At 50.3% G+C, this 15,372-nt stretch carries 10 protein-coding genes and 4 tRNA genes; 8 read left to right on the top strand and 6 right to left on the bottom strand.

Annotation, left to right across the window (positions count from 1 at the left end; all coding sequences use genetic code 11):
- Entirely contained in the window at positions 1-2,877 is a 2,877-nt protein-coding gene (locus WJU16_RS12310; protein WP_341838601.1) for an SNF2-related protein, read from the bottom strand.
- A 25-nt stretch (positions 2,878-2,902) separates the two neighbouring features.
- Complete coding sequence (locus WJU16_RS12305) at positions 2,903-3,121, bottom strand: helix-turn-helix transcriptional regulator (protein ID WP_341838600.1); 219 nt, start codon at positions 3,119-3,121, stop codon at positions 2,903-2,905.
- 408 nt (positions 3,122-3,529) lie between these two features.
- Here WJU16_RS12305 and WJU16_RS12300 point away from each other — a divergent pair, with 408 nt between their 5' ends.
- The 3 genes from WJU16_RS12300 (at position 3,530) to WJU16_RS12290 (ending at position 5,596) form a co-directional block, all read left to right on the top strand.
- On the top strand, positions 3,530-3,988 hold the full coding sequence (locus WJU16_RS12300) for a hypothetical protein (RefSeq protein ID WP_341838599.1): 459 nt from the start codon (positions 3,530-3,532) through the stop codon (positions 3,986-3,988).
- Positions 3,989-4,070: 82 nt separating this feature from the next.
- A complete protein-coding gene (locus tag WJU16_RS12295; RefSeq protein ID WP_341838598.1) occupies positions 4,071-4,982 on the top strand; it encodes a HEPN domain-containing protein in 912 nt (303 codons plus the stop codon).
- A gap of 11 nt (positions 4,983-4,993) precedes the next feature.
- Positions 4,994-5,596, top strand: coding sequence for a hypothetical protein (locus tag WJU16_RS12290; protein ID WP_341838597.1), 603 nt, complete (start codon positions 4,994-4,996; stop codon positions 5,594-5,596).
- 223 nt (positions 5,597-5,819) lie between these two features.
- On the opposite strand, the gene WJU16_RS12285 is transcribed toward WJU16_RS12290, so the two are convergent.
- Positions 5,820-5,893: transfer RNA gene (locus WJU16_RS12285), tRNA-Asn, on the bottom strand.
- A gap of 116 nt (positions 5,894-6,009) precedes the next feature.
- On the opposite strand from WJU16_RS12285, the gene WJU16_RS12280 reads away from it, so the two are divergent.
- The 5 genes from WJU16_RS12280 (at position 6,010) to WJU16_RS12260 (ending at position 14,893) form a co-directional block, all read left to right on the top strand.
- Positions 6,010-7,602: a DUF6377 domain-containing protein gene (locus WJU16_RS12280; RefSeq protein WP_341838596.1), complete on the top strand. Its 1,593-nt coding sequence runs from the start codon at positions 6,010-6,012 to the stop codon at positions 7,600-7,602.
- Positions 7,603-7,828: 226 nt separating this feature from the next.
- A complete protein-coding gene (locus tag WJU16_RS12275; RefSeq protein WP_341838595.1) occupies positions 7,829-8,641 on the top strand; it encodes a carboxypeptidase-like regulatory domain-containing protein in 813 nt (270 codons plus the stop codon).
- A complete protein-coding gene (locus WJU16_RS12270) occupies positions 8,638-10,779 on the top strand; it encodes a TonB-dependent receptor domain-containing protein (protein WP_341838594.1) in 2,142 nt (713 codons plus the stop codon). The genes WJU16_RS12275 and WJU16_RS12270 overlap by 4 nt, the downstream gene beginning before the upstream one ends.
- Positions 10,780-10,809: 30 nt before the next feature.
- Entirely contained in the window at positions 10,810-12,360 is a 1,551-nt protein-coding gene (locus tag WJU16_RS12265; RefSeq protein WP_341838593.1) for a RagB/SusD family nutrient uptake outer membrane protein, read from the top strand.
- 88 nt (positions 12,361-12,448) lie between these two features.
- Positions 12,449-14,893, top strand: a complete 2,445-nt coding sequence (locus WJU16_RS12260; RefSeq protein ID WP_341838592.1) for a TIM-barrel domain-containing protein — start codon at positions 12,449-12,451, stop codon at positions 14,891-14,893.
- Between the two features lie 163 nt (positions 14,894-15,056).
- Here the strand turns inward: WJU16_RS12260 and WJU16_RS12255 are convergent.
- From WJU16_RS12255 to WJU16_RS12245, 3 genes are all read right to left on the bottom strand, one after another.
- Positions 15,057-15,126, bottom strand: a tRNA-His gene (locus tag WJU16_RS12255).
- Positions 15,127-15,162: 36 nt separating this feature from the next.
- Positions 15,163-15,232 (bottom strand) — tRNA-Gln (locus WJU16_RS12250).
- Between the two features lie 58 nt (positions 15,233-15,290).
- A tRNA-His gene (locus WJU16_RS12245) sits at positions 15,291-15,361 on the bottom strand.
- Between the last annotated feature and the right edge of the window lie 11 nt (positions 15,362-15,372).

Here is a 15,372-nt window from a genome sequence, read left to right as displayed (position 1 = left end):
TTAATTTAATTTCCAACGAATAAGGAATAAAGTGTCTTCCTCTATGTTTTGTTCGAGTTTTTTCTCAATCTGATCCAAAAGTTTGTCCTTCGTTTGGTCTATTTCTTTCGCTGCTCCGTCATACTCTTTCCACGCTTCATCCCTTTTTGCTTCCAAAGTCCTTCTTGCTTTCTCAAGTTTCAATTTCTCCGGAAGATTAGGTGCAAGTCGAGCCTGCTTTTTTAACGCTCTGATTTCTTCGTCCAACTCCTTCAATGTTAGTTTCAGGGAGCTTCTTCTGTCCTCGCCCCATTTATCCAGCTTTTCAATTTCCAAATCAAAATAGTCAGCGTTTTTCACATTAATAATTCCGATGATCTCGGACTTCCTGCCTTCATATATGGATCGAAGGCGACTACCTTCTTCTTCATTTGGATTTACATCAGAGCCGTTTTCATCTGCGTAGACAGAGAAGAGCCTTACACATTGTTCTGTATCTAACTCGTGACCTTCGTCCGTAAAAGCGGAAAGAATTACATGATCTTCTGTATCAAAGGTTGTAACAGTAAGCCTTTTTGCCATCAGCCAACCCGACTTTCCTAACAAGGGGTTCAGGATTGAGATCTTAAGATTTGAATCTGAATAGTTGAACGAGAGTTCTTTTGCTGAAAGGTCAAGTCCCTTACATTTGCCAATAATTCTCTGAGCAAGTGGATGACTGATACGGTAAACATTGGATTCGTCAACATTTTTCCCTATTCGGTAAGGGCCGGGAAAAATCACTTCTCCATCGAAAGGGTTTCGTTTTAACGAAAAGGAGTGTTCATCATCGGCAAATTTAGCGTCATCGCCTAAGTAGTATTTTGTTATTCCCCAAAGCCATGATTCATATTTTGACAAATAGTCTTTACTTTCCTGAAGATTGATCCTTAGTTTTTCATGAACCTCTTCATCAAAATTTTCCAATAAATTCTGGCGTGTTTTGCTAAGACTTTCTGAAATGCTCCCTTCCAGTTCCGCTTGAAGATTATTAAATGCTTCGGAAATTTGATCTGGCGTTCGGCAATTTTGATAAATTGCGGCGATCCGCTTTTCAAAATCAATACCACTTTCAATACTTCCTAAAACTTCATCACTGGCCCCAAAAACGCCACTAAACAGGTTGAATTTTTGTTCAAGTAATTCATAAACCCGTACATCGGCTGCGTTAGCTTTATTCAAGAAGTTTACTACTACAACGTCAAATTTCTGCCCATAACGGTGGCATCTTCCTATTCGCTGTTCAATGCGTTGCGGGTTCCACGGAAGATCATAATTAATGACGAGAGAGCAAAATTGAAGGTTAATCCCTTCCGCGGCCGCCTCCGTTGCAATCATAATGGTTGCCTCATCTCGAAAATAATCCACTAATGCTGCCCGCATATCGGCAGTTCTTGATCCTGTTACTCTATCCGTGCCGATATACCTTTCAATCCAGGCCTTATATATTTCTCTGGATTTTTGATCATTATTCGTCCCATTAAAAAGAACAACCTTTCCAGAATATTCCTTCTCTTCCAGTAAGCGTCTTAGATACTCTTGAGTTCTTGTACTTTCAGTAAAAATAATAGCCTTCCGTGGAGCGCCCAATCTTTGAAGTTCATTAAATCCCTTATCCAGAGCGGTGAATACCTTTTGACCTTTTGAGTTTATTTGAATGGATTTGGCTAGAGCTTCAAATTCCTTAAGAGATGACATCTCTTCTTTAATTTTTAAAATGTCGTGTTCTGAAAAACCTGACGAAGTTTCAATATCATTCTCTTCTTCTGCCCACTCGTCCTTTAATTCGTCAAATGCCTCAAAGTTTTCCGATATTTCCGAATCAGCATCTTTTACCTCTTGGTCTTTAATGAGGTTGTCTAATTTTGCAGCTAAGGATTCAAGGGTGCCGGAAATCGCATAAGTAGACGAAGCCAAAAGCCTTCTCAGAATCAACGTCATCAATTTTCTTTGGCTTGCTGGAAGAGCGAAAAGCGTATCTCTTTGTAGATACTCCGTCACAAGGTCATATAGTCTTTGCTCTTCGTTAGTAGGATAAAACTCTTCGACTAAAGCAATTCTGTTTGTATATCGGATATATTCCAAGACCTGACGGCGAAGCGTTCTTTTGCAGATTGGCTTTAATCGTTCCTTCAACTCATCAAAAGTAGCTTCATCAGTCTGGCCGTTTACTTTGCTGTATTGTGATCTGAAACTTTTCAAATCGCCAAATGTATAATCATCAATTATACTAACTAAGCCGTACAGTTCCAAAAGACTGTTTTGTAAGGGAGTAGCTGTAAGAAGAATCTTCGGCGCTGTTTCTACAGAATCTTTTATTGATTTGGCAATTTTATTCGATTGTTTGTACACATTCCTTAGGCGGTGTGCCTCATCAATAACCACCAAATCCCAATGAATGATTTTCAAGTAAGATTCTTTTGTTCTGGCAAATTGATAAGAGCATATAATTATTTCAGGCCGATCGAAGGGATTTAAGCGACCTTGTTTTATAGAATCGTTGAAGGATTTTGCTTCTAAAATAAAAGAAGGTAGGAAAAATTTATCAAGTAGTTCCTGACTCCATTGCTTCCTTAAATTCGCAGGCGTAATAATTAAAATTCTTCTTTTTCTCTCCGCCCATTTTTGAGAAATCACAAGCCCTGCTTCAATCGTTTTACCCAAACCGACTTCATCTGCAAGAATAGCGCCCTTTGACAGTGGTGAACGAAACGCAAATAATGCTGCCTCCACCTGATGCGGATTCAAATCGACTTGAGCATCTACAAGAGTAGACGCTAACTTCTGCATAGAGTCCGACGCGCTGCGCTTTGTTAATTCATTAGCAATGTACTTTGCATGATACGCTGTTAATTTCATTATTTTATATCGTTCAAAATAGACTTTACTTCTTTTTTATCTTCAAATTCCCATATAGCGCCTCCAGCAGCTCACAAGGAGCTACATCTATGGCAAGAGCTATAAGGTAAAGTTCTTCCGCTCTTAAATGGCTCCGCTCATGTAATGTGAGTTCATTCAACCTGGCTCTGGATAAACCAGTTTTACGGGCTACCTCTGATTTATTTACAGATTTTTGAGCCAGGTATTCTCCCAGAATAGTCATTAATTGTTAGGTTTTTCTATAATAATTGATCGAATGAAAATAAAATATTATGGAATAACAGACTATTTATTTGGAAAATTGTGGGAACATGCATAAATTGTGTTGGTTATTCTATAAATTTTGACTGTTAATACATCATATCTAAATATGAAACTCAACACTTCTTAAAACAAAAAAACTAAATTGCTGCTTTAAAATATTAAGCGCATTTGCTTTATTCTCGCTCCTGAAAACTGCGACCTTTCAAAATCACGAGAAATAAGGTAAATCGCTCATGCTATGGCGTGGGCGTTCTTATTCGTGATTAGGGTGTCGCAGCCCTCAGGAGCGGTAAGGACTAACCCACGTCTCTTTTTATATACCGCCGGTTGGTCTGCTCACAAATTCTTCACTTCTAAATGTTCCCCCATGAAAAAGAATCCAACCGGCAAGCAACATCGGCGAAGGCCTAAGCCGGAACTAAAATGGCAAACCGGCGCTTATGATCGTCACGCTAAAATTAAATTCATTCTCCCTTATCAATTTCTGCTGCTATGCAAGTTAGTGGATAAAACCCCGGAGGAAATTATCCGGGATTTCACTGAAAATTTGTCCTGCGGCAGTTGGAAGCGGGAGGGAAGGGATCAGGCCAAAGAACACCTTATTAATTACTTTATCGCGCACGGCTACGGTCAGCATCATTATAATGAAGAAGACATCCAGCAAATGTTTAAGGAAATGGATGCGCTGGGCTTACTATTTCCTAAAGACGGTAAAATGAAACTAATTGATCTGTATGCGAACTGGCGGGATAAACACCACACCTATTGGTTTAAGAAATGGTTCCGGAAACCCAGGCGCAAACTATCAAAAAAGGAGGTATTATGAAATGAGCTGGCACATCTGATTTCATAACAAACAACCCGCCAGCGAATTCCATCTGACAATTTAAAACATAAAAAGACTACAGATGAAACCGTTCGCCATCTACCACCTTTGCCGGGAGGCTTTCTCCTTTCACCAGCAGCAGTTTGCGGAGGTAATTGTAAAAGCTGCTAATCCGGATATGATTTTCCTGCTGGGCGCTACGCTGCTCCGCAAAAAATGCGAAAGTATATTTAATGAATTGGCCCCCTCTTGTCAGCATATATCAGATTGCACGCTGCTGATACTCCTATCAAACCTTGCCAACAAAGAACTGCACGACTGGCAGGATAAGATTGAAAACCATTGCAGCAACATCATGCCGGTTACTACGCTTGTATTACAAACTTCCACTTTTACTGAGTGGCTGCAAGCGGGTCACCCGTTTGCAGTGGCTGCATGGCAATATGCACCTGTGCTGTACGATGCTGGCAACATTTGCCGGGAAGATATACCGGAGCCGAGGGAAACCACCAATAGCAAAGATGCCACTAAACAGTGGGAAGACGGGCTATCCAAAGCCAAAGAATTCCTGGCAGGAGCGGAACTGTACCGCGTTCGCAAACAGCACAAAATGGCGGCATTTATGCTGCACCAGTCCGCCGAACAGGCTTTGCGAACATTGTTGAAATTGGGAACCGGCTATCATGCCAATACCCACAGCATTGACCGGCTGCTCCGCTATGGCAGCTTGGTGGCTTATCAATTACCACAACTATTTCCCCGGCAGACGGAGCAGGAGAAACACCTGTTTAACCTGTTGCAAAAAGCCTATATAGATACCCGCTATAAAGAAGATTACAAGATCACCGATGAAGAGCTGTTAACCCTTACGGAAAAAATCAGATGCATCCACGAAATACTATCAGAAGCGGGAAAGGCCATTGTGACCGCGCCGCCACCACCTGTTCCTATAACCAGCGAACGGCCGGAGCTGCAGAACGTCCTTGACAAATAAATACACCCTGCATGGAAACTAATCAATCCACCCGGAAACGTTTTAACAAGCCCTGGCACTTTTTCAGCCAAGCCGGCAAGCGGCCATTTCGCGGCCTGCGGGAAGTTTTTCAAAACTACCACCTGGATGATCTAAAACAAGAAATACAGCGCTGGCAGCAGTTAGCGTTATGCAACGATCAAAGCGCCTATGACGAGGGATGCATCCGGGAAGACCTGATGGATTTTATACAGGAACTGCAACGGCTGATGGAAGCGTTTCATATGCTGAATGAAAGAAAGAACAGGCATAGGGAGCGCAAACAACTAAAGGGCTTATCAAAGCAGAGTAGGCAAATGCTGGCACAAATGAACATTCCCGTTCTACTTACCGATGAAGAAATGAAAAGCCCGGAGAATGTCATCAATCAGTTCTGTATAACATTCCGCCGCTCTTACGCTCAAATGGAACTGCTGGATTTATTAGGCGCCGTGATTACTTATGAGGGACATAAAAAAGTATATAAAGGGCAGTTAGTACTATTCTATGAACACCTGTATTTCTTGGTAAGGTTAGCTTATGTAATGCGCCAAAGAGAAGCCTCTACCCATAAAAAACGTAAGGAAGAATTTTAAATGATTGACGTGCCATTTGCATCCCCTTTTGCAGAAATATTGTCCTGCTGCGAGTGTACGAACGTGAGCGCCTCCGAATATAGCCCGTAAGAAAATTGAATAAACTAAACTAAATTTACCCCGTAATCAGCTCTTTGCTTCGCCGCCAAAAATCTTGCTGGCAAATTACTGGCAAATTTAAAAGGGCCGCATATAGCGACCCTCGTAAATGATTGAACTTCAGCTCCCCCTGTTGGACTTGAACCAACGACCCTCTGATTAACAGTCAGATGCTCTAACCAACTGAGCTAAGGAGGAGTGTTTCCCTCGATTGGGATTGCAAAAATAGACAAAATTTTATTTCTGCAAAATCTATTTTCATTTTTTTCTCAAATCTGGTTTTCTGATATCTTTATAGCCGCCAGATACAAATTATGAAGTGGATCCTGTTCAGCATTATTATCCTCTGGAGCCCCGCATCCATCGCGCAATCCGGGAAAGACAGCATTTTACGGCAACTGGACGAAACCATCCGCCTCACCCGCGATTTCGACAACAGTAAATATGCTCAACTCCAGTCGCTCAAACAGCAGCTCGCCGCCGCTCAGTCCCCCGCATCCCAATACGACGCCTGCATCAAACTCTACAACGAATACAAATCTTTCAACTACGATACCGCCTTCTCCTACGCGCTCCAACTCAAAAAAATCGCCGCGATAATGAACGACCCCCAGCGCGCAGGTTACGCCGATATCAAACTCGGTTTCATCCTCCTCTCATCCGGCATGTTCCGCGAGACCGCCGCCGTCCTCGACTCCCTCCACGCCCCCGCACTCCCCGATACCATGCGCGCCGAATACTACGTCCTCATCCGCAGATATTATTACGACCTCGCCGATTACGTCAACGACTGGTATTACTCCCCGCAATACCTCCGCCAGGCAAGTATATATACCGACTCCGCCGCTGCCTGTTGCCCCGAAAACCATTTCGAACGCCTCTCCTGCCTCGGATACAAATATTTTAAGGAGAATCGCCTCGACTCCGCCCTCCATTACCTCCACCGCACCATGGCCCTGCCCAACCTGTCCTGGCACCAGCAAGCCATGATTAAAGCGAACCTCGGCTCCATATATGTCTTCCGGAAACAATACGATTCCGCCATCGCCATGCTCGCCCAATCCGCCATGGCCGACACCCGCGGATCCGTCAAAGAAACCACGGCGGCGTTTAACCTCGCCTCCCTGCTGTTCCAGACCGGCGACATCAAAAACGCCTCCCGGTACATCGAACGCGCCGTGCAAGACGCCACCTTCTACGGCGCCCGCCAACGGAAAGTCCAGGTGAGCGCCATCCTCCCCATGATCGAAGGAGAACGGTACAACGCCGTCGAAAATGAGAAAAACCGCCTGGTGGTCTATTCCGCCATCGCCACCTTCCTCGTCCTGGCCCTCATCCTCCTCACCTTCATCATCTTCAAACAAATCCGCCGCCTCAAAGCCGCCAAAGAAATCATCACCCAGGCCCACCGCCGCCAGCAGGAAATCAACGAAAAACTCATCGAATCCAACCGGATCAAAGAAGAATACATCGGCTATTGCTTCCATATCGCCTCCGCCTACATCGAAAAAATCGAAAAACTCAAACACCAGGTCGAAACCAAACTGGCCGATCACAAACACGGCGATATCCGCTATATCGTCAATAATATAAATATCAAACAGGAACGCGAAGAACTCTTCCACAACTTCGACCGCATCTTCCTCCGCATCTTCCCCAACTTCGTCGCCGAATTCAACTCCTTCTTCCGGGAAGAAGACCAGATCCGCCTCAAAGACAACGAACTCCTCAACACCGACCTCCGGATCTACGCCCTCATCCGCATCGGTATCTCCGAAAACGAAAAAATCGCCCGCATCCTCGAATATTCCGTCAACACCATTTACGCCTATAAAACCCGCATCCGCAACAAATCCATCGTCCCGAACGACGAATTTGAAGACCGGATCCTGCAAATCAAGATATGAATCGGTTAATATTATTGATATTTATATGTTTTGTTAATCAATTGTAAACCATATTGTTAAATTTCAGAAAACCCGTTAATCCACCTTTAATTTCTATACTCGGGCGATAATAGTTTGCCACGAGGAGCGAACCCGCTTACTTTGAATCGTTCAACCAAAATTGGATTTCACGTTCGTTCCCATCCACAGGAAAAAACCATCTCTGTAATTCTTTAAACACTACGTTATGATCAAATTGCGACTGCTCAGCGCGCTACTGATTTGTCCGCTCCTGTTGCTATCCCAGGTAGCGTTAGCCCAGACAAAACCAGTTTCCGGCAAGATTAGCGACGAAAAAGGGGAACCCATTCCCGGGGCCAGCGTCCAGGCCAAAGGCACCAATATCGGTACCGTGTCCGACGCTACGGGCGCCTTTAAGCTGAACGTTCCCGAAAAAACCCAGACCCTGGTCGTGTCCTTCATCGGATTCGCCCCCCAGGACGTCAGCATCGCCAATTCCTCCCAGGTAAATGTTGTCCTCAAACTCGAAAGCTCCACCCTTACCGACGTGGTAGTGGTCGGCTACGGCACCACCCGGAAAAAAGACCTCACCGGCGCCGTTACCTCGCTGAAAGCCAAAGACTTCAATAAAGGCATCGTGGCCGCCCCCGACCAGCTCATCCAGGGCAAGGTGGCCGGCCTGATGATCGTCAACAATTCCGGCGCCCCCGGCGCCGCGGCCACCGTCCGCATCCGCGGCGTATCCTCCGTACGCTCTGGCAACCAACCGCTCTACGTAATCGACGGCGTACCCCTCGACGGCCGCGTGGCCCGCCCGGAAATCAACGCCAACGGCATCGGCCAGACGCCCACCGCCAACCCCCTCAACTTCGTCAACTCCTTCGATATCGCCTCCATGGACGTGCTGAAAGACGCCTCCGCCACCGCCATCTACGGCTCCCGCGGCTCCAACGGCGTCATCATCATCACCACCAAAAAGGACAGGAAGGCCCCGCCAAACTGGACTTCAACTACTCCGCAGGCGTCAGCAACGCCATGAAGAAACTGGAAGTGCTCAGTCCCGACGAATTCCGACAAACCATCAAAAACTACAATTTCGCGGAAGGCGACGGCGGCGGAACTGCCGAAGGACTCAATTCCATCCTCCGCACCGGCGTGACCCACAACTTCAACGTGGGCATCAGCGGTGGCTCCGAAAACGCCCGCTATCGCGCCGCTTTCGGCCTGATGGACCAACAGGGCATCGTCCTCAAATCCGGCCTGAAGAAATACACCGGCAACCTCACCGGCCAATTCAAATTCCTCGAAAGCCGCCGCCTGGGACTCGACTTCTCCCTCATGGCCGCCCAAACCGTGGAAACCATGGCCCCGATCTCCAATAACGCCGGCTTCACCGGCTCGCTCATCGGCCAGGCGCTCCAGTGGAACCCCACCCTCAACATGCGCCAGCCCGACGGCAGCTTCACCATTCTCGGCAACAACAGCGCCGTGAATCCGCTGGCCATGTCCGAAGCCTGGGACGATAAAGCCGACATCAATTACCTGCTCGGGAACATCTCGCCGTATTTTAAGATCACCGACGACCTGGAGTACCGCTTCCTATTCTCGATCAACCGCCAGAATGGTATCCGCCGCACCCAAATACAGTCGTGGATCAATATTAATGGCGTGAAAGACCTCGGACAGGCGTACTACGGCAACGCCGAGCTGCTCACCAAACTGTTCTCCCACACCTTGAATTATAACAAACAGATCACCAACGCCTTCCATCTCGGCGCGGTGGTGGGGTATGAATACCAGGACTTCCAATACCGCACGACCGACCTGGGCGCGCTGGGCTTCAGTACCGACGCCTTGCCGTATACCAGCATCCTGCAGGATCCCATCCAGAGCAACACCTTCATGTCCGCCAACGTGCAGCCGAAATCCGAACTGCAATCCGTGTTTGGACGCGTGACGGCCAACCTGCAGGACAAATACCTCCTCACCGCCACCATGCGCGCCGACGGCTCCAACAAGTTTGGGGAGAACAATCGCTACGGGTATTTCCCTTCGTTTGCGGCCAAATGGAATTTGTCGGAAGAAGATTTCCTGAAAGGCAACGGGTTCATCCAGCAGCTGGCGATCCGCGCGGGCTGGGGCATCACCGGGAACCAGGAATTTCCCGCAGGCGCTGCGCAGGAACAGTTCCTGCTGAGCGGCGGCGGTAGCTCCCGCCAGGTGAACGCGGCCAACCCCGACCTGAAATGGGAAAAATCCGCGCAGCTGAACGCCGGTGTGGACTTCTCCATTCTCCAGAACAGGATTTCCGGCAGCGTGGATTATTTCCATAAGAAAACCTCCGACCTGCTGTTCAACTTCATCGCCACCGGCCCCGGCCCGGCCGCAAACGTTTGGCGCAACATGCCCGGCGAAATCCTCAACAAAGGCGTGGAACTGGCATTGCGCGGCGAAATCATCCGCGGGAAAAATATCCTCTGGAACCTCGGCGTGAACGCCGCCTTCATGAAGAACGAACTGCAGAATTATGAAGGTCCGGATGTGTTGACCGGCGCCATCAGCGGACAGGGCGTAACCGGCGCCACCGTGCAACGCTTCGCCAACGGTTATCCCCTTAACGTGTTTTACCTGAGAAAATGGACAGGATTGAATAAAGACGGCATCAGCGAATACGAAGGCGGCGCCGACAAGATGCACTACAGCGGCGACCCCAATCCCCGCACCCTGCTGGGCATCACCACCGACCTCAACGTGAAGAAATGGTACTTCGCCGTGAACTTCAACGGCGCATTCGGGCATAAACTTTACAACAACACCGCCAATACCGTGCTGCCGGTGAACAACCTTTCGTCGCGCAACATCGCCAAGGAGCTGATGGGCAACAACGAAAGCACGGCAAACCCCATTGCCACCTCCACCCGCTATCTCGAAAACGGCAACTTCCTGAAGCTGACCAACGCCACCGTGAGCTATGCTTTCGGCGACATCGGCAAAAACTTCAAGAACCTGAACCTTTCGCTGACCGGGCAAAACCTGTTCGTGATCACGAAATACACCGGCTTCGATCCGGAAGTGAATACCGACAAAAGCGTGAACGGCGTGAACTCATTCGGTATCGAGTACATCCCGTACCCCACGGCGCGCAGCATCATGCTCAGCGTAGGCGTTTCCTTCTAATCCAGTTCCAGTTCATTAAAACAGATTATCATGCATCTTCATAAAAGAATATCCATACTCGCATTGTCCGGCATCGCCTTAGGCGCGTGCACGAAGCTGGACGAAAAACTGGGCTCCACGCTGGTGCGGTCCGAAGCTGAAAAAGTGATCAAAGTGAATTCGCTGCTGATCAACGCGTACAACGATATGCAGCTGCCTTTCCAGGACCAGTCGAACTTCTGGGCCCTGCAGGAAATGCCTTCCGACGAAGCGGTGGCGCCCACGCGCGGCGGCGACTGGGACGATAACGGCGCCTGGCGCTCCCTCAAGCTCCACACCTGGACGCCCGAGCACGGCACCATCCAGAATACCTTCACGAACCTGCTGCTGCTGCAGTTCTCCGCGACCAACGTCCTGAACTTCCAGCCTTCCAAGCAACAAGCGGCGGAAGCGCGCTTCATCCGCGCACTCAGCATGTTTGCCACGCTCGACGGATGGGGACAGGTGCCTTACCGCGAGCCGAACGAAAATCTCCTGCTGGCGCCCAAAGTGAAAACGGCGGCGGATGCCATCGCCTTCATCATCACCGAACTGAACGCCATCATCCCCGACCTGCCCGAGCGCTCCGGCACCGTAAAAGCCTGGACGGCCAACAAGGACGCGGCCAGAACGCTGCTGATGAAATGCTACCTCAACAAAGGCGCATTCCTCAACCGGCAAAATCCCACTTTCGACGCGGCGGATATGCAACAGGTGATCACACTCGCCAATGAAGTGATCGGCTCCGGCCGCTATTCCCTCGCCAATAATTATTTCGACAACCTCGCGTACAACAACGACGTGATCGGTACCGAGAATATTTTCACCCAACAGAACGGTCCGGGTTTGAGTACGATCCGCGGCGGCAATGCTGCCTTCTGCCACTGGGCGCCCACGTTGCACTACCACCAGATGCCCAGCGGATGGAACGGTTTTGCTACCACCGGCGAATTCTATGACCTCTTCGAAGCCACGGATACCCGCCGTGGTATGGCTTACGACGGCGTGACGGACGTAACCGGCACCCGCGTGGGTTTCCTGATCGGGCAGCAATTCAATAAAGACGGCGTAGCGCTGAAAGACCGTAAAGGCAACAACCTCGCCTTCACCCGCGACCTGAAGCTCCAGGAAGCCGGAACGGACCTCGAGATCAAAGGCATCCGCGTGGTGAAATATCCGCCCGACATGGTGACCGACGGCGGGCACAACAGCAACAACGCCAGCAACGACTGGGTGTTTTTCCGCCTGGCCGATGTGATGCTGATGAAAGCCGAAGCCCAGTTACGCACCAACGCCGCCGGCGCGGGATTGCTGGTGGTGAACCAGCTGCGCGTGAAACGCGGCGCCACACCCCTCGCCGTCCTCACGCTCGATAATCTGCTCGATGAGCGCGGCCGCGAATTGTATTGGGAAGGATGGCGCAGGCAGGATCTTATCCGCTTCGGGAAATTCCTGGAGCCCTGGGATCTGAAGCCCAACGACGATCCCCGGAATCTCCTGTTCCCCATACCCGTGAACGATCTGGCCGTTAACCCCAACCTGAAACAGAATCCGGGATATTAATAATTAAAGTCTGAACAGGATAATATCCAGGCAGAGGGCGGTAACGCCGCTCTCTGCTGGATTCTCTTTGCAAAAAATTCAGCAATATATGATCGGCAGATTCATTGGATGGTGCCTCCTGGTATCTACTACCACGGCGGCGCAGCAGGTAGTTACGCCCGGAAATGTAACCGGGGTGAAGATTAGCGGACAAACGATCCGCATTACCGCCGCCAACGCCCGTGTGGAAATCACGGCGTGGTCGCATAACGTGGTACGCGTGCGGATGGACAGGCAGGAACTGGCGAAAGATTTTTCCTACGCCGTTGTGGCCACGCCGAAAAACTTCGCGCCCAGCATCACGCAAACCGCCGACGAAATACGGCTGGAAACGGATTCGCTGGTGGCGCGCATCGGTAAGAAGCCGTTCTCGGTCACTTTTCTCACGAAAAACGGGGAAGTGCTCCAGTCCGACGAGCCAGGTTTGGGCACCTCGTGGATCGGTGAAGAAGTAACCGCCTACAAAACAATGCAGGATGGCGAACGCTTCATCGGGCTGGGCGAAAAAACCGGTAACCTCGACCGCCGCGGCAGCTCCTACACCAACTGGAACACCGACGCGTTTGGGTACACCGTCAACCAGGACCCTATCTACGCCACTATTCCATTTTACATCGGCGTACATCACGGGAAGAGTTACGGTTTGTTTTTCGACAACAGCTACCGCACGAATTTCAACTTCGGCGCCAGCAACAACCGCTTCGCTTCCTTCTCCGCCAACAGTGGCGAGATGAATTATTATTTCATCCATCACCCGGAAGTTGCAGGAATCATCACCGCTTACACCTGGCTCACCGGCCGCATGCAGCTGCCGCCGATGTGGAGCCTCGGGTATCAGCAGAACCGTTACAGCTATTACCCCGAAGCGGAAGTGATGCGGATTGCGCAGACGATGCGGGAAAAGCAAATCCCGGCCGACGGCATCACGCTCGATATCCACTACATGGATGCCTACAAACTCTTCACCTGGAACCAGCAACGCTTCCCCGACCCCGCCGGCATGAACGCCCGCCTGCGGAAAATGGGCTTCCGTACGACCGTGATCGTAGACCCGGGGATTAAAACCGAAGCAGGCTACCATGCCTACGAAAGCGGGAAGAAGGAAGACATCTTCATCAAATATTCCGACGGGCAATATTACACCGGCCAGGTGTGGCCAGGCTGGTGCCACTTCCCGGATTTTACCGGTCCGAAAGGCCGCAGCTGGTGGAAAGAACAGGTGAAAAGTTTTACAAACGCAGGGGTAGATGGATTGTGGAATGATATGAACGAAATCGCCACCTGGGGGCAGAACATGCCGGATAATGTGCTGTTCGATTTTGAAGGAAGAACGGCCACGCATCGCCAGGCGCATAATGTATACGGGCTCGCCATGGTGCGCGCAAGCTACGAAGGCGCGCGCGAATCCATGCAGGGCCGCCGGCCTTTCCTCCTGACCCGCGCCGGCTATGCCGGCCTGCAACGCTACACCGCCATCTGGACGGGCGACAACCGCGCGGAAGACGATCACATGCTGCTGGGCGTGCGCCTGATGAACAGCCTGGGCCTCAGCGGTGTGGCGTTTTCCGGAATGGATATCGGCGGATTTACGGGCAACGGATCTCCCGCGCTCTACGCCCGCTGGATCCAGCTGGGTTCATTTATGCCCTATTGCCGCAGCCACACGGGCATCAATACCAAATCCGCCGAGCCCTGGGCGTTCGGGGAAGAAGTGCTCGAGATCGCGCGGAACTACATCAACCTGCGGTATCGCCTGTTGCCGTATTTCTACTCCAATTTCTACGAAGCCGCGAAAACGGGCATGCCCCTGATGCGGACCCTCGCCATTAACTGGACGCACGACCCCCTCGTCTACGATCCCCGCTTCCAGAACCAGTTCCTGCTGGGAGACGGCATCATGGTAACGCCCTTCGACAGCAAGCAACCCTACGCACCGGTGTATCTCCCGCCCGGAACCTGGTACAGCCTGTACGACGACGCCACCGAACAAGGCGGCACGGAAAAAATGCTGACGCTGGGGATGCATACTTTACCGGTATTTGTCCGCGAAAGCAGCATCATCCCGATGCAGTCGCTGGTGCAGACCACGGCCGAGAAGCCTTCCGATACGCTGTTCCTCCACGTATATAAAGGTTCCCGGGAAAACCGGTTCGAATATTATGAAGATGACGGCGAAACATTTGCTTATGAAAAAGGCGCGAGCTACCGCCGTGTTGTGGAATACAAACCGGCGGAGGGCAACCTGGTGCTGGAGCAACCTGTCAGCGGAATGCCGTCGCATTTCCGGTATGTTCAGTTAGTGTTGCATGGATTTGGGAAAGATGCGGCGAAAGTAAACGGCGCGGAGCGCAGGCTGACGGCCGGAGAATGGGTGGCGGTGCAGCCGGTGTCGCGGTTCGATCCGCAGGGCGTTGCCAACCCGGTGGTGAAGTGCAAGGTGCAGACGCTGCCGCTGCCGAACGACAATCAGTCCATAACTGTTAACGTGGAATAACGTTTAAGTGTAAGGAAAGCAAACGGCCCGGTACTTATTGCCGGGCCGGTTTATTTGTACCAGATGAAAAGGCGGCCCCGCATGCAGCGAAGCAACGGGAACCGCCAGGGAAATCAGATATAGGATTACTTGTAGTCTCATGTCGTTTCATATCGTCTCATTGTGGCGCCGGGAGGAATCGAACCTCCGCGTCCGGACCATGTCCGGGATACTGCCACTATAGAACAGGCGCCTGGGGTTAACTGAAATGAAAGGCCGTGTTACGGTAGCTCGCCAGGGGGATTCGAACCCTCGACTTCCGGTCCAAAACCGGACGTTTTACCATTAAACTACTGGCGGGTAAAATAGGGTTAACAGGGATGAGCCATTCACAAGTATAGGGTCAACTGTAACTGTCGGGTGCCAGGGGGATCGAACCCTCGTCTTCCGGTCCACAACCGGGCGTTCTGCCACTGAACTACAGGCACCATAAAAAAAGC

The organism is Chitinophaga pollutisoli, from assembly GCF_038396755.1.
GTDB lineage: Bacteria > Bacteroidota > Bacteroidia > Chitinophagales > Chitinophagaceae > Chitinophaga > Chitinophaga pollutisoli.
This window is presented reverse-complemented; position numbering and strand designations above follow the sequence as displayed.

Coding starts and splice junctions, on each gene's coding strand:
- WJU16_RS12310 (WP_341838601.1), bottom strand. CDS start 2,877: ATGAAATTAACAGCGTATCATGCAAAGTACATTGCTAATGAATTAACA.
- WJU16_RS12305 (WP_341838600.1), bottom strand. CDS start 3,121: ATGACTATTCTGGGAGAATACCTGGCTCAAAAATCTGTAAATAAATCA.
- WJU16_RS12300 (WP_341838599.1), top strand. CDS start 3,530: ATGAAAAAGAATCCAACCGGCAAGCAACATCGGCGAAGGCCTAAGCCG.
- WJU16_RS12295 (WP_341838598.1), top strand. CDS start 4,071: ATGAAACCGTTCGCCATCTACCACCTTTGCCGGGAGGCTTTCTCCTTT.
- WJU16_RS12290 (WP_341838597.1), top strand. CDS start 4,994: ATGGAAACTAATCAATCCACCCGGAAACGTTTTAACAAGCCCTGGCAC.
- WJU16_RS12280 (WP_341838596.1), top strand. CDS start 6,010: ATGAAGTGGATCCTGTTCAGCATTATTATCCTCTGGAGCCCCGCATCC.
- WJU16_RS12275 (WP_341838595.1), top strand. CDS start 7,829: ATGATCAAATTGCGACTGCTCAGCGCGCTACTGATTTGTCCGCTCCTG.
- WJU16_RS12270 (WP_341838594.1), top strand. CDS start 8,638: ATGAAGAAACTGGAAGTGCTCAGTCCCGACGAATTCCGACAAACCATC.
- WJU16_RS12265 (WP_341838593.1), top strand. CDS start 10,810: ATGCATCTTCATAAAAGAATATCCATACTCGCATTGTCCGGCATCGCC.
- WJU16_RS12260 (WP_341838592.1), top strand. CDS start 12,449: ATGATCGGCAGATTCATTGGATGGTGCCTCCTGGTATCTACTACCACG.